We start from the raw sequence: 14,533 nt of genomic DNA, 5'->3' as shown, positions 1-14,533 counted from the left end.
TCAATTTTTAATTCACCAAGGAGCCCACGGCCGTGGCCAGGTTCACGCGGCCCCAGCCGAAGCTATTGCTGCGGGCCGTGCGGTTGGAACTGGCTGCCACCAGCCGGCTCATAATCTGGGCGCGGGTTTCGGTGGGATACCGGGACCACACTACGGCGGCCATTCCGGCCATGCTGGCCGTGGCCACCGAGGAGCCGCCCACGGTACTGGGCGCGTCGCCGCTCATGGCCAGGGTGAGGGGCCGCTGGTCGTTGCTGCTGCGCTGCATGACCACCGTAAACTCCACGTCGGAGCCAACGTGGCATTCATCGCAGCGGGTGGTGAGGTTGTCCTTCACGCCCGTTATGGCCACGGCTTCGGGCAGGGAAGCGGGGTAGATAACACCCACCACGCCCGCCGACCAATCGAAGGACGTGCCGGCGGCGCACAGGATCAGCTTGCCTTTGCCATAGGCGTAGCGAATGGCGTCCGTCATCTGGGAGGAAGAGGTCAGCCGGCCCATACTCATGCTGATAATGCGTACATCGGCGCGGTTACCGGCCAGCAGGTACGCATCCGTGACGCCCTGCACTTCCCGGCTGGCATCCAGAAATACGTCCTCGGCGGCCCGCACCGTAATCAGGCTGGCGTTGTAGGCAATGCCTACTGAAGCGCCATCGATACCGCGCGGGGCAGCACAGGCCCCGGCCATGCTGGTGCCGTGGCCGCAGCCGTCATTGGGTGTTTCGGCGTCGCCGTACGGAATGCCAAAAATCGTGTTGCGGGGCAGCGTGACGAGGTGTTCCACGGTGCGGCCCGTACTCAGGCCCTGGTTGAAGGCGGTGCCCAGATTCTCCTGCGTATCCGAGGAACCCGTATCGATAATCAGGACCTTGCTGCCCCGGCCGGTGCTCTGGCCCCAGGCCGCCCGGATACCGTGGTACACATCCTGCTGGTTCCACGACGACTTGCTGCCGTTGCTGAGCACCGTATAATCGGAGCCGGCCACTAGTCCAGCAGTGGCCGTGTTACTGCCGCAGCCGCTGCTGCTGAGCGTGGCGGCCGGCCGGTTAGCCGGCTGGCGGTTCGGCTCGTAGCCCATCGGCTCGGCGTAGCGCACCAGCGCCGAAGCCCGCAGGGCCTTGATGGTGTTCAGCTCCCGCACCGTCACGGTAAGCACGGGCAGCGCATTAGCCTCGAAAACCGCCAGTTTTTCCAGCGTCATATCGGGGTGGGTTTTCTGCTCTGCGGCCAGGATGAGGGCCAGTACCTGAGCGCGGGCCTGCTGCCACTCGGGGCTTTGCCGGGCATCTTCGGGCAGCGCGGTACTGCTCTGTAAGCCGGCCGGCCAGTAACCCACCGACAAAACATGGTCGGATTGCTCCAGCGCGCTCCACACGGTGTGAGCCGAGGCCTTGTTCCAGTCAAACTGGCTGCTTTGTCTCAGCGTGCTCAGAATCTGCTCGTCGAGCTGCTGGATGCTGAGGGCAGTGGTGGGGTCGGGCTGGGGCGCGGGCGTTGGTTTCCTGACTACAGGAAGCCAACGCCAGGGCCAGCAGCGCGGCCGGCGCGAGGGGTAGGATACGCATAGAATGGTGGGTTTTGGTTGGGAAAAGAACGATTGAATAAAGAAAGTAGAATATAGGATAAGTACAACCTATAGAATTGTGTTCGGCTTGCCGAATAGTTGCCGGCCGGCGGGTCAAGGCGTAGTACTACCGCAGTAAATTAGTCGCTTGAATCAACGCAAACGGCCCCGCTACCAGATAGGTAGCGGGGCCGTTTGCGTTGTCCTGCATCGGGGCCAGATAGTAGGCGAAATCTGCGTTATTGAACCCGTTTGAGGGCTACGTCGCGCACGGGCGTAATCACCAACGGTACTTTCTCTACTTTCACCGAACTGGTGTCGAGGCCGAAGTATTTGTCTTCGGAGGCGATGAACTGCTTGATGTAGAAGTAGGCCTGCATCACCAGCTTCTCGACCATCGGGAATTCGTTTTCCACCGATAGGAATTTCTCCAGTACTACAAAGCGGAAGTCGCCGGTGACGTGCTGCTTGCTCAGCGACTCGTAGCGAGAGGTAATATCCACTTCCTTATTGCGCACCAGGTCTTCCACCACTTTGCGGAAGTAGAGGTTAATGCGCTGCTCCACCCGGAAACCCAGCCGGAACGTGATGCGGAATACGTCGTCCTCGGCCAGCTCGGTCACTTTGTATTCCATCGTGTACGGCTCATCGGTGGTATCTACGTGCACAAACCAGTAGATATCAGCCCGCTTGGGCCGCTTCTGGAAGATGGAATAGATGATCTTCGACTCAATTTCCGACTGCCGCTCCGCCGACGACATAAACACCAAGTGGGTGGCGTATTTCGACACCGATTCGTCGTTGCTCAGCTCCTTCAGGGCTTCAATGTAAGGCTCAATCTTAACGAACTCCGTGAGGCGACGCTTGATGTAGAAGGCCCGCAGCCACACGTACATCACGCCCATCAGAGTCACGCCAATGGCCAGGGAAACCCAGCCGCCGTGCGGGAATTTGATGAGGTTGGCAATCAGGAACGAGCCCTCAATGGCTCCGTACACCAGCGCAAACAGTACAATGGCCGCCAGCGGTACCCGCTTGGAGCGGAGCCAAGTAATGAGCAGAATGGTGGTCATCAGCATGGTTAACGTGATGGCCAAGCCGTACGCCGCTTCCATGTTCTCTGATTTGCGGAAGTAAAGCACCACAGCAATGCAGCCCAGCAGCAGCAGGCGGTTCATGCTGGGCACGTAGAGCTGGCCCTTCACGTCGGTGGGGTAGTTGAGCTTTACCTTGGGCCACATGTTGAGGCGAATAGCCTCTGCTACCAGCGTGAATGAGCCCGTAATGAGCGCCTGGGACGCAATGATGGCGGCAATGGTGGCAATGCCGATGCCGATGAGCAGGAACCACTCCGGCATCAGCTCATAGAATGGGTTGCGCTTGTTGAGCATCTCGCCCTGGTGGGCCAGCAGCCAGCCGCCCTGCCCCAGGTAGTTCAGCACCAGGCACGACTTCACGAATACCCAGCTGATGCGGATGTTGCCCTTGCCGCAGTGGCCCAGGTCGGAGTACAGGGCCTCGGCCCCGGTGGTGCAGAGGAATACCGCGCCCAGCAGCCAGAAACCGCCGGGGTAGTTCACCAGCAAATCGTAGGCGTAGTAGGGGTTGAGGGCCTTCAGGATTTCCGGATACTGCATCACGCCGGCAACGCCCAGCACCGCCAGCATGGAAAACCACACGAACATAATCGGGCCGAAGGCCTTGCCCACAATCTGGGTACCAAAGCTTTGCAGCAGGAACAGGCCCGCAATAATCCCGATGACAATGGGCACCGTAGGAATATTGGGGTACACGGCTTCCAGTCCTTCAATGGCCGAGGAAACGGAAATAGGCGGCGTAATCACACCATCGGCCAGCAGGGCCGAACCCCCAATAATGGCAATGGCCGATAGCCACGCCCCGCGCCGACGCACCAAAGCGTAGAGCGAGAAAATGCCGCCCTCCCCGTTGTTATCGGCGTTGAGCGTCAGCATCACATACTTGATGGTGGTCTGCAGGGTAAGGGTCCAGAAAACGCAGGAAATGCCCCCAAGCACGAGCATCGGGTTGATCTGCTCCGGAACAATGGCCTTCATTACGTACAAGGGCGAGGTGCCAATGTCGCCGTAAATGATGCCGAGGGCAATGAGCAAGCCAGCCGTCGAAATGGCGGTATGCGGGTGTTTGGCGTCCATGGGAGGAGTACTGGTGAAAGAATAGCCGGTTTTTACAAGCGGGGCCAAAGGTAGCAGTTGCGCCGGAATGCCGCCGCTACGGCGCGCTTACGCAGGCAGCCCGGAAAAGTAACAGCACCCAAGTGAAATCAAAAGCCGCTGATCTGGTGCTGAGATGTCAAAGTAGTGGGCTCAGCAGCCTGCAGCCAATAAGCTGCCGTGGCGGCAGCTTCATCGTGGCGCTGCCGGATGCGGCGGTTCGCTTCCTGCGCCAGCTGCTGCCAGCTGCGCGCCGGCCCCGAGAAAGCAAAGTGGCGGGGCTCCTGACCCGGCCGGTACAACCGCCAGCGGTTGGTGCCCCGTGCCCCCCAGGCCAGTAACGTAACGCCCAGGGCCATGCCAAGGGCGGCCGGCACCGTCCGGAGCCAGAACTGCAGAAAGCCCAGCATAAACACACAAAGCGTAAAAGCGCCCAGCATTACGCCCAGCAGCCAGCGTACCGGCCGCACATCCACGCCCTCCAGCTCGCGCCAGCCAAACAGTTCCCCGTTCAGCTCCAGGCCGTCGCTGGTTAGCTCCACGCGGCCGTCCTCACTCCGCAGAACGGAAAACTGCTCCGGTGGCGGCGGTGGTAATGGCTGAAAGTGAGGCTCAGGTGGGAGCGAAGCCAGCTGGCCGGCCGTTTCCTCCGGTTGCTTGGGAGTTGCTGCTGGTTCTGGTACGGTAGAGTGGGACATAGCTGAAAAAGCCCCGCTGGCCGTAGTGGTTCGTACCCATTGAGGCGGGACGAGGCGCACGGACGGCAGCGGGGCTTTCATTAGAATGATGAGATGAAGCAGAGAAGACGTCAATAACTAACAAAGCAAAAGCGAACAGTGCGCAAGAATTTTATTCCCGCATGTCGCCTTCAGGCCGTGTTAAGGTAGCACCTCCGGCTGCTACTTGTTCACCTTCAGAAGCTCTACATCAAAGATGAGCGCCGTATCGGGCCCAATGTCACGGCCGGCACCACGCTTACCGTAGGCCAGGTCGGAGGGAATGTACAGGCGCCATTTTGAGCCTTCGGGCATCAATTGCAGGGCCTCTGTCCAGCCCGCAATAACCTGGTTTACGCCAAACGTAGCTGGCTGGCCGCGCTGGTACGACGAATCGAATACGGTGCCGTTGAGAAGCGTACCGTGGTAGTGGGTGGTTACCGAGGAAGTCGGGCCGGCTTTGGGGCCAGTGCCTTCGGTCAGTACTTCGTACTGCAGGCCGCTGGGCAGGGTAGTTACGCCGGCTTTGCTGGCGTTTTCCTGCAGGAAGGCTTCGCCTTCGGCTTTGTTGTTGCTCATCGTATTGGGGTCTTGGGTGTCATCCTGGTCTTCGCCGCCGCCCAGCTGTTCCTGTAGCTGCTGCATGGCACTCTGCATTTGCTCGGGGGTAAGCCGGGTTGGCTCGCCGGTAAGGGCCTCCTTCATGCTCTGGGCAAAGATGTCAATGTCCAGATCGAGGCCCTGCTGGGCGAAGTTGCGGGCCATGTCGCGGCCGATGATGTAGCTGATTTGCTCTTTCAAGCCGGTCAGGTTCATAAATCAGTGATTTTCGATGCGTTGCCTGCAAGGAATAAGTTTTTCTTGCAAAAAGCAGCAGGCGCGGCAACAGGTGAGAGGAAGGGGGCCGGCTGCCCACCGTGGGCGGCCGGAATTGTGAAGTACCGAAAACCGGCGCGAATGGATATGGTTTTTTTCGCTCCCCGCAGGTAATGCCCTGATTTTGAACCCCGGTTTGTATTCCTCTGAACGCACCAAACCCCGCCGAAGGGGCGGGGTTTGGGCAAAACCGGGAAACAGGCTGCTTAGCAGAAGTGTAGCTCTTCCTCGTCGCGGAGATCAAAAAACAGGTTCAGGTCGAGGACCTGAACGGCCAGGAAACTCAGGGAACCTAGTCCGCCCAGAACCAGCAGCGAAGAAACGGCAGCAGTGCTCTTTTTCATGAAACTATGTGTATGTGAATGCAGGTCAGTTTGTTGGATACAAAGATACTGCGCGGCGGGCAGGAAATTGTTATGCAAGCATCATTTATTTGCCGTCCGGCCACGGAAATCCGCCGCAACCAAGGCTAATCTGCGCGCGGCGTATCCTCATCCCCGAAATAGCCTTCTTCATCTATCAGGTAATTCTCTTCGGCCGCCGGCGCGGTACCCAGCCATATTTCCACGAAGGGCGGCTGGCTGGCCCGCACCTGCACCGGAATTTCGTCGCTTTCCAGCCGGCCGTAGGCTTTGAGAACGTAATGACCGGGGCGCAGATTATCAAACCCGAACCTGCCCCGGGCGTCGGTAATGGCTACGATATCAGGGTGCGGCGGGCCGGATACGATGATCATGTTCACGTCCTCCAGGGGGGCGTCGGTGGTATCCCGAACGATACCCGTTATGTTTCCCATAGTAGTAGGATGAGTAGGTGCGTTACAACCCAGCAGCAGCAAGACAAGCCCCGGCCCCGGGCCGGAGAAAGGGGCCAGGGCCGGCTCTCAGGCCCTGGCTCCCTAATATAGCCGTGCCTGTTGTCAGGCGGCCCCACCTTCCAGCCGCCACTTTTTCAGGTTGTCGAATACGGGCTTGGTAATTCGCGTGGCAGAGTTGCCCGACGACGCCCCGTTGGTATGAATGCCCACCACAATGCGGCTGCCCATTGCGTCCTTGAACCACACGGGCGAGCCGCTCTGGCCGCCGGCCGTGTCGATGTCATACGTGATGGTGCGGGCGGTAACGCTCTTGGCTTTGCGGCCGTTGAACCACATAGTGCCGGCGGGTTTGTCGCCGGGGTAGCCCGCCGTGTTCAGGCGCTTATCGAGCAGGAACTGATCCGGAAACTGCCCGAAGCCAAAGGAGCCGATACTGGGCGAAACGCTGGCATTCTTAGGGAGCTGAATAACGCCGTAGTCGTAGTTCCGGGATTTATTGGTTACCCAGCCCTGCACTGAGCGGAAGGCCGTGGCCGTAAACTTCTGGAAAGGCTCCGACTCGGCGTTGCGGCCGGGCGTCACCACAATCTGGCGGGGCCAGCCGCCGTGGCCGTGAATGTACACGCAGTGGCCCGCCGTGAGAATTGTGCGCGGCCCGATAAAGAAGCCCGTCCCGAGGTAGGATTTACCATCGGCCGCCATGATTTTGAGGTGGCAGATCCGCTTCCAGGGTATCACCGTCGTATTGTTCACCCGCGCCCGGTCATCCACCCCGATAACGACTTCAAGGGCTTCAATCTGCTGGGCCAGGGCCTCTACATCCGTTTCGTCCAGGCCGGTAGCTTCGTCGGAGCCGGCCTCGCTGTCGGTGGCTTCGCTGAATTCCAGCTGCTTGAGGATGGCAGGGTTGACGCCGGCCTGCTTGAGCATTTGCAGAATGGCGGGGCTGAGTTTCTTGGCTTTGGGCTTCACGATGCCCTGCACCAGCTTGGTCCCCTGCTTCACGGCGGCTCCGGCCAGAGAGGGGAGTACGGCTTTGGCCAGCGGAACAATCAGGGCGGCCAGAGCGCCAAAAAACTCCTGCCCACCCTCGGAGGCTTCCATGTCAGCCAGGGAGGCTTCCACCACTGGTTCGGCCTCGGGGTCCGACTCCGTCGGCTGGTTTTCCTCCCAGCCTTCCACACTCTCATAGAACGATTCGGGCGCAGCCCCATCGGCCTCAGCCGATTCATCGGACAGGCTGCCCTCATTGTTGTTCGTGGTGAGGCGGTTCTGGGGGCTGTTCATTGGGCGGTGCCCATCCGTGAGGGTTGGCTCGTTGCCGGTAGCTTCCGTCCCAAAACCTTCCGACTCCTGATTCTCATTCGAGCCGGCCACCTCATTAATGACTTCCTCCATCGTGCCGGCCTCGTTGCCGGTCTGGCCGGCAGAGGGGGCACCCATCGGGCCGTAGCCGGTGGGGGGCAGGTCATAGTCGTACTGACCGTTACGCTGGGTTACTCTGAACTTTGTTTCCATAGTGGTAGGAGGTTGTGATGGGTAAAAGGATAGACCAAGTTACCCAGGATACCAGCTGGCTTCAATAGCATAAACATGTGACAAACAGCTATTTGTACTTGTATAACAGTATGTTGGATCGAATGGCAGCTGCTACTTATTAGCCATAAAAAAAGCTCTGTCACGGGGGCAGAGCCTGGTAAAAAATAGGGCCGGAATGCTCAGCAACGGTAGCAGGTATCGTTGTCCTCCTCCTCGTGCAGGCTTGAACCGGAGGCCCAATCCCCGCGCCTGGCGCAACAGATAGCCCAGCGTCCTAACGATACCGCTCAGCAAAAAAGCAGTTGGAATAGCCAGTGATATGCCGAGGGCTAAAGGAGGAACTTCAGGGCCTTTGCTGGTAAGGATAGGCTTTTCAGGCAATGGAACCGGCGTCCGGTGTGGTGCCGCTTTCCAGCTCCAGCAGCGCGTTTTTGCGCCAGAGTCCGCCGGCGTAGCCGGTCAGCTGCCCATTGGCCCCCAGCACCCGGTGACAGGGAATAAGGATGGCCAAGCGGTTCAGGCCATTGGCCGAGGCTACGGCCCGCACGGCTGTCGGGCGGCCCAGCGCCGTGGCCTGCTGCCCATAGGAGCGGGTGGCAGCATACGGAATCCGGCGCAACTCCTGCCACACCAGCTGCTGAAACGCCGTGCCCGGCGTCACCAGCGGTATTGAAAACTCCCGCCGGCGGCCGGCAAAATACTCTGCCAGTTGGGTGCGAAGCAGCCCAAACAACGGGTTGTCGCTCTGCACGATGGTTGCGTTGAGCCGGCGCGCCAGATCCTTCAGCTCCGTTTCCAGACCGCGCCGGTCGGTGAATTCCAGCAGGCAGACGCCCGCTTCCGTGGCGCAGGCCAGCATGGTGCCCAGCGGGGTTTCGAGACGGGTGAGGTTGATGACCTGCTGCTCCCGGCTGCGGGTGGGCGCCACGCCGAAAACCGTTTTGAACGACTCCTGGAACCCGCTCAACGACTCGTAGCCGCTGTCAAACGCCGTTGCCGTTACCGACTCTCCTTGCTGTAGTTTCTTGAAAGCCAGGTTAATGCGGTTGAGTCGCTGGAAGGCGTGAAACGTAATGCCGTGCTGGCGCACAAACCACCGGCGCACCGTAACCGGCTCCAGCCCTTTCTGGCGCAGCTGATAATCGGTGATTCTGGTGGCGGGCTGGTGCGTGAGCTCCTGCAGCAGCTGCCGGATGAAGTCGGGGGTGGCATCCCGGGCAATAAGCGGCCGGCATACTTTGCAGGGCCGGTAGCCGTGAAGCAGCGCCTCTTTGGTAGTGGCAAAAAACTCCACGTTTTCGGGCCTGGGCTTCCGCGCCGGACAGGTAGGACGGCAGAAGATGCCGGTTGTTTTTACAGCCGCAATAAACCGGCCTTCGTAGGAGGCATCTTTGGCTACCAGGGCCTGGTAGTACTCGGCAGTGGAAGGATCGGGGAAAGGCAACTGAAGCGTGGGAGCAGAGGTGGAAGCAATCATACGGCTGGGAACAAGTATACCGGCAAAGCACGCACCATTCGCTCCGGGCTGCAACCGGAAAACGGACAGGCATTTTTTTACTGTTGCTTGTTCCCGTTCGAGCAGATGGGCCACAAGCCCCGGGAGCTTGGCGGTGCCGGTAAAACGTTCCGGCCGGTTTACTGCGGAAACAGGCTAACGGGAAAGCTCTTCCAGCTGCCGCTTCTCACGCTTGCTAAGGCCCTCCAGGCCCTTATCACTGATTTTTTTCAGTAACTCATCCAGTTCCGCGGCGTCCTCGCGCTTGCGGGCATGGTACCGGTCATCAACGGTTTGGTAGTGGTGGCCGGAGGTAAACAGATTTCCCAGCAGGCGGCCGGCGGGACGGCGTAGCAGCAGGTACAGAAATACTGCTGCGGGTAGCGCAATAGCTAGGATAGGCAGGTAATTCAGCCGCAGAATCTCCGGTACTAACCCGATGGCGGTAACGAGGCCGACCAAGCCGCCGCCCAGATGCGCATCATGACCAATGTTGTCGCGGCGCGCCGTAATGCCATAGGCCGAGAGTAACACGTACAGAAACCCGTACAGCCAGCCCGGCAGGTAAATGCCCAACATGCCTACCTCAATGCCCGGAAACAGCGCAATACTGGCGAAAATGAGGCCGCTGATAGCTCCCGAGGCCCCGACGGCGGTGTAGCGGGGCTCGTGGCGGTGCAGCCACAAGGAAAATAGGTTGCCGCCAACCAGGCTCACAAAATAGAGCAGCAGGAAATTCTGCATTCCCACCACTGTCTCCAGTGCCCCGCCAAAGCACCAGAGCGTGAGTACGTTGAACCCCAGATGCCACCAGCCAACGTGTAGGAACCCCGATGACAGCAGCCGCAGGTACTGCCGCCGGTAGCGGATTGCGCCTACTTCAAACGCGTACCGAGCGAAATACGCCGGGTCCTGCATGCCCCGATAGGAAACCAACACCAGCACGAACACCAACCCCAGGCCCACAATGCCCAAGTCATCCATAGAAACACCCCTAAGCTATAAACTGAACAGGCCGAACCAACGCCTTCGGGCAAGTTACAGCGGGAGCGTCCGGATTTCCTAGAGCGGTTGGGTGCTGATTGGCTGCCGCTGATCGGGACCTGTGAAAAACGCCCCCTATGGCTGCCCGAAAACCCGGCGCAGAAAGGCCACCGTGTACTCCAGCGTGGGCGCAAACCAGGGGTTGAAGAGCGGAAACGGATGAGGTGCTTCCGGGAACCGCTGTACTTCTGAGTAAATACCCAGGGCCGCCAGCTGGCGGCGCGCATCGTCGCGGCCGGCGTGCATACGGTCTACCCCGCTGTTAATGAACAGGATGGGCGGCGTAGCCGGGCCAAGGTGGCTCAGGGCCGATGCCTGCTGCCACAGTTCCGGCCGGGCCTGTTTGCTGCTGCCGAGCCATTGCGTGGCGGCGGAAAGGCTCCGGCTGTCGTCGCCCTCCCCCGATTCGGGGTGGATGAAGGCCAGAATACCATCGGCATCTATAATGGCCTGCACGCTGCTGGAACGGCTGCGGTAACAGTTGCCGGCCTCATACAGCGGGTTTTGGTTGGTGGTGCCTACCAGGGCGGCCAGCTGGCCGCCCGCCGAAAATCCCCACACAGCAATGCGCGCGGTATCCAGACCATAGCTCCGGGCGTTGGCCCGCATCCAGCGGATAGCCGTTTTCAGGTCCTGCATGGCGGCCGGGTAAGGGGCCTCCGTGCTCAGCCGGTACTCGGCGGTAACGGCTACGAAGCCCCGGGCCGCCAGCTGTTGCGCCAGGGGCATATGCTGGCTTCGGTCGCCGGAGCGCCAGCCGCCGCCGTGCACAATAAGCACTGCTGGCAGCTGTCGGCGGCGGCTGGGTTTGGGGTAAAATACATCCAGCTTCAGCGGGTGGCCGTTCGGGATGCAGTACACAATATCCGTTCGGGCCCGTACGGTGGCTGGCACCGGCGGCCGGGCCACCGTAATATCAGGATATTGCTTCTTTGCCTTACTATAGGCACTATGCACCGTAAACGACGTGTCGCGGGGGAAGGCGGGGTGCTGCTGGGCCCGGGCCGGGCGCGTGAGCAGGGCCAGGGGCAGCAGGAGCAGCAGACGGTAGTGGGCCAGGGGAGTAAGCGGTAGCATGCGGACCTTGGAGTGATGTCAATTCCGAAAAGTACTGCTTCCGAACGTCACTGCCTTTTCCGGCTCAAACCGCTGGCAGAGATGCACAGGAACGACCCGGTAGTAGCCTGAATGCAAAGGTCCCCAATTACCGTTTGAAGTAGACGGAGAAGACGGAGCCCTCGCCAGGCTGGCTTTGCACCGTGATGTTGCCGCCCACGTTTTCTACCATCCGTTTAACCATGTACAGCCCGATGCCGGAGCCTTCTACGTGGGTATGCAGCCGCTGGAACATGGCAAAGAGCTGGTCCTCCCGGCCCTGCTCAATCCCCAGTCCATTATCCTGCACTTCCAGAATCTGGTAACTGCCCTCGGCCCGGCAACTGATCCGGACCTGCGGCGTGCGGTCGGGATGGTGGTATTTAAACGCATTGCTGAGCAGATTATACACCACAGAGCGCAGGTTTTTCGGCGAAAACATAATGGTTGAGCAGTCCTCAACGTGCAGTTCTACCTGGCCACCCACCTGCTGCTGCAGCGGGGCCAGATCAAGCTGCACATCCTCAATTACTTCCCGCAGAACTACTTCCGTCACGGGCTGGTCGTGCTCCTGCTGCAGCCGCGAAACATCGGTGAGGTGCTCAATGGTGCGCTTAAACCGTTCCACCGAGTCCTGCATCAACGCCATCAGGTGGGCCGCCTCGTTGGCCTGCAGGTCGGCGGGCAACTCGTCGCGGAGCATGTACAGCAGACCCTCAATATTGGTGATAGGAGCCTTCAGATCGTGGGAGGCCGTATAAATGAAGTTATCCAGGTCGACGTTGGTGCGCACCAGCTGCCCGTTGGTGGCTTGCAGCTCCGTGTTGAGGGCCTGGGCTTTGTCGCGGGAGTTGCGCAGCTTCAGCGTAAGACGTTGCAGGGCCAGCTCGGCCAGCTTCTGCTCGTGCACATCAATAACCGTCCCTACAATGCCGGCAAACTCCCCATCCTGAGTAAAGCGCGGCTGCCCGCTATCAACGGCCCAGCGGTAGTGTCCATCGTGCCGCCGCAGGCGGTACAGGCAGTGAAACGGAATGCGATGAGCATTTGCCTCTATAAAGGCCTGGCCGGCCGCCGGGGCATCCTCGGGGTGTACCGCGCTTACCCAGCCCATACCCAGGGCTTCCGCCTCGGTCTGGCCCGTAAAGGCGTACCAGGGCTGGTTGAGGTAGGTGCAATAACCGTCGGGGTCGGTTACCCAGAGCATGGCCGGGGCGTTGTCTGCCATCAGACGGAACGATTCTTCCCGCTGCTCTACCACGCGCCGGGCCGCTACCTGGGTGGTGACTTCCGTGGCCACGCAGATGATGGCCGACACCTCGTTGTATTCGTCATGCAGGGGCTGATATACGAAATCGAACAGGCCGGTTTCGTGGGGTTGGTGGCGAGCCAGCCGGATTTCCTGCTCCCGGGCCACAAACGGCACGCCCGTTCGCCGAACCTCATCCAGCAGGAAGCGCAGGCCCTGGTCGGCCAACTCGGGCATGGCCTCAAAGAACGGCTGACCCAGCAGCTGCGGCAGCGGGCGGCCCAGCATCTGGCTCATGGGCTGATTCACTACGTCTAGCACGTAGTCGGGGCCTTCAAATACGCAGATGGCCACCGGGGCCTGCGCAAATACCTCGTGGAGGCGCAGGCGCTCCGCTTCGCGCTGGCGCCGGGCCAGTACCTGCTCCGTTACATTATAGGCGAAAACGGACACGCCGGCTATCCGGCCCTGCTCGCGGTAGGCCTGATAGGTGAAGTTGAAATAATACGTGCCGGCAGGGTGGGTGAGCGTGGCAGCCAGGTTCAGCGGCACTTCTACCCCCACATAGGTTTCACCGGTCTGGTACACGCCGTCCAGCAGGGCCACAAAACCCTGCGTTGCCAGCTCGGGCAGCGCCTCGCCCAGGTCACGGCCTATCAACTGGTGGCCGGGAAACAGGGCCTGATATGCCGGGTTCACGTAGGCTATCCGGTGGCCGGGCTGGCGGAGCAGCTGCACCAGGGCCGGGGTTTGCTCAAAGACCTGGTAAAACATTTCGCGCTCCTCCACCTGGCGTCTGATGGCGGCCAGGGCCGTTGTGCGTTCCTGCTCGGCACGCTGGCGTAGTATTACCTGCTCGGCCACATCGTAGGCAAAGGTGGAGATGCCCACAATTTCCCCGTTTTCGCGGTAGGCCTGGTAGGTGAAGGTGAAGTACATCTGCCGGGGCGGCTGGCCATTGGGCTGGTCCACCATCAGCGGCAACTCGTGGCCGAAGTAGGTTTCGCCGGTCTGGTACACGCGGTCCAGCAGGGCCACAATGCCCGCTTCCACCGTTTCGGGCAGGGCTTCGGCCACGGTCCGGCCCAGCAGCTGACGGCCCGGAAAAAATGCCTGATAAGCAAGGTTAGCGTATTCGTAGTGGTGCTCCGGGCCCCGCTGAATACAGATGGCGGCCGGGGTGTGCTCAAAAATCTGGTAGAAATTCCCGCGCTCCTGCGCCTGTTCGGTAACGTCGGTTAAGGTGTGCAGAATATGGCGTAGTTGGCCTTGCTCGTCGTGGATGGGCAGATTGCGCGGCTGCCAGTAACGCTGCATAAACCGGCCGGGCGCGTGTGGATTGGGTATGGCATAGCCCTGCTGGAGCATAGTGTGCGGCTGCCCGGTAGCGAGGACCTGTTCCAGCGAAGCACGCAGTTCCCGGCCGGCAGAAGGGGCCTGGGCCGCCGCCGGGTGGTCAGGCAAAGCGTCGAAGACCGAGAGCCCCACCAACTGCTCGCGCCGGGTGAGAGTAGCCGCCAGGTAGTCGTTGCTGACCGCTTCAATCAGCAGCTGCGGGGTAATAAGCAGATTAGCCCCAGGTAGTGCATTGAACACGGGTAGCAGAGCGGCGTAGTCGGTCATGAAAGGCGGGTGGCAGGTAGCAAAAAGTGGAAGGTGCGCATATGCAGCCAAGGCTGGCTATTCACGTACGCTATTTCGAGGAGAACATCCAATGCGGCCTGTAGTTATTGCGTGCAGAGTACAGCCTGGGGCCTCAGGACAGGGTAGGAGGCGCATAAAATACCGCCTGCCGGGTTTCGGCCGGAAAAGCTCACTCGTCACGCGCCGGACGGAAGCTGGCTGCGGGCTATAGAGAACAGGAGCAAACAGACCCATCCAGGGCGCATATCCGCGAAAAGCAGCCCAGATTCGCTTGGTTGGGGTGCCAATATATGAATTGG

General features: G+C 60.3%; 11 protein-coding genes. All 11 read right to left on the bottom strand.

Annotation, left to right across the window (positions count from 1 at the left end; translation table 11 throughout):
* Window positions 1–7: 7 nt before the first annotated feature.
* Complete coding sequence (locus EI293_RS16985; protein ID WP_246010714.1) at window positions 8–1,339, bottom strand: S8 family peptidase; 1,332 nt, start codon at window positions 1,337–1,339, stop codon at window positions 8–10.
* A 467-nt stretch (window positions 1,340–1,806) separates the two neighbouring features.
* Window positions 1,807–3,741: a KUP/HAK/KT family potassium transporter gene (locus EI293_RS16980; protein ID WP_125439744.1), complete on the bottom strand. Its 1,935-nt coding sequence runs from the start codon at window positions 3,739–3,741 to the stop codon at window positions 1,807–1,809.
* Between the two features lie 128 nt (window positions 3,742–3,869).
* Window positions 3,870–4,457 (bottom strand): hypothetical protein, encoded by a 588-nt coding sequence (locus EI293_RS16975; protein ID WP_125439743.1) that lies wholly within the window; start codon window positions 4,455–4,457, stop codon window positions 3,870–3,872.
* A 201-nt stretch (window positions 4,458–4,658) separates the two neighbouring features.
* Entirely contained in the window at window positions 4,659–5,291 is a 633-nt protein-coding gene (locus tag EI293_RS16970) for an FKBP-type peptidyl-prolyl cis-trans isomerase (RefSeq protein WP_125439742.1), read from the bottom strand.
* 266 nt (window positions 5,292–5,557) lie between these two features.
* The gene (locus tag EI293_RS22140) at window positions 5,558–5,695 is read right to left on the bottom strand and encodes a hypothetical protein (RefSeq protein WP_170170416.1); all 138 of its coding nucleotides are present in this window, start codon (window positions 5,693–5,695) and stop codon (window positions 5,558–5,560) included.
* Window positions 5,696–5,820: 125 nt separating this feature from the next.
* Entirely contained in the window at window positions 5,821–6,147 is a 327-nt protein-coding gene (locus EI293_RS16965) for a carboxypeptidase-like regulatory domain-containing protein (protein WP_125439741.1), read from the bottom strand.
* 123 nt (window positions 6,148–6,270) lie between these two features.
* Window positions 6,271–7,686 (bottom strand): trypsin-like serine peptidase, encoded by a 1,416-nt coding sequence (locus EI293_RS16960; RefSeq protein ID WP_125439740.1) that lies wholly within the window; start codon window positions 7,684–7,686, stop codon window positions 6,271–6,273.
* 394 nt (window positions 7,687–8,080) lie between these two features.
* Complete coding sequence (locus EI293_RS22595) at window positions 8,081–9,184, bottom strand: bifunctional transcriptional activator/DNA repair enzyme AdaA (protein ID WP_125439739.1); 1,104 nt, start codon at window positions 9,182–9,184, stop codon at window positions 8,081–8,083.
* A gap of 174 nt (window positions 9,185–9,358) precedes the next feature.
* Window positions 9,359–10,186: a rhomboid family protein gene (locus tag EI293_RS16950; protein ID WP_125439738.1), complete on the bottom strand. Its 828-nt coding sequence runs from the start codon at window positions 10,184–10,186 to the stop codon at window positions 9,359–9,361.
* Between the two features lie 135 nt (window positions 10,187–10,321).
* A complete protein-coding gene (locus tag EI293_RS16945) occupies window positions 10,322–11,323 on the bottom strand; it encodes an alpha/beta hydrolase (protein ID WP_125439737.1) in 1,002 nt (333 codons plus the stop codon).
* A gap of 127 nt (window positions 11,324–11,450) precedes the next feature.
* Window positions 11,451–14,213 carry a PAS domain-containing protein gene (locus tag EI293_RS16940; protein ID WP_125439736.1) on the bottom strand — a complete coding sequence of 921 codons (2,763 nt, stop codon included), beginning with the start codon at window positions 14,211–14,213 and terminating at the stop codon, window positions 11,451–11,453.
* Window positions 14,214–14,533 lie beyond the last annotated feature (320 nt).

Source organism: Hymenobacter perfusus, from assembly GCF_003944765.1.
GTDB lineage: Bacteria > Bacteroidota > Bacteroidia > Cytophagales > Hymenobacteraceae > Hymenobacter > Hymenobacter perfusus.
The sequence above is the reverse complement of the archived record's forward strand: the minus strand, read 5'-3'. Positions and strand labels throughout refer to the sequence as shown.

Coding starts and splice junctions, on each gene's coding strand:
- EI293_RS16980 (WP_125439744.1), bottom strand. CDS start 3,741: ATGGACGCCAAACACCCGCATACCGCCATTTCGACGGCTGGCTTGCTC.
- EI293_RS16975 (WP_125439743.1), bottom strand. CDS start 4,457: ATGTCCCACTCTACCGTACCAGAACCAGCAGCAACTCCCAAGCAACCG.
- EI293_RS16970 (WP_125439742.1), bottom strand. CDS start 5,291: ATGAACCTGACCGGCTTGAAAGAGCAAATCAGCTACATCATCGGCCGC.
- EI293_RS22140 (WP_170170416.1), bottom strand. CDS start 5,695: ATGAAAAAGAGCACTGCTGCCGTTTCTTCGCTGCTGGTTCTGGGCGGA.
- EI293_RS16965 (WP_125439741.1), bottom strand. CDS start 6,147: ATGGGAAACATAACGGGTATCGTTCGGGATACCACCGACGCCCCCCTG.
- EI293_RS16960 (WP_125439740.1), bottom strand. CDS start 7,686: ATGGAAACAAAGTTCAGAGTAACCCAGCGTAACGGTCAGTACGACTAT.
- EI293_RS22595 (WP_125439739.1), bottom strand. CDS start 9,184: ATGATTGCTTCCACCTCTGCTCCCACGCTTCAGTTGCCTTTCCCCGAT.
- EI293_RS16950 (WP_125439738.1), bottom strand. CDS start 10,186: ATGGATGACTTGGGCATTGTGGGCCTGGGGTTGGTGTTCGTGCTGGTG.
- EI293_RS16945 (WP_125439737.1), bottom strand. CDS start 11,323: ATGCTACCGCTTACTCCCCTGGCCCACTACCGTCTGCTGCTCCTGCTG.
- EI293_RS16940 (WP_125439736.1), bottom strand. CDS start 14,213: ATGACCGACTACGCCGCTCTGCTACCCGTGTTCAATGCACTACCTGGG.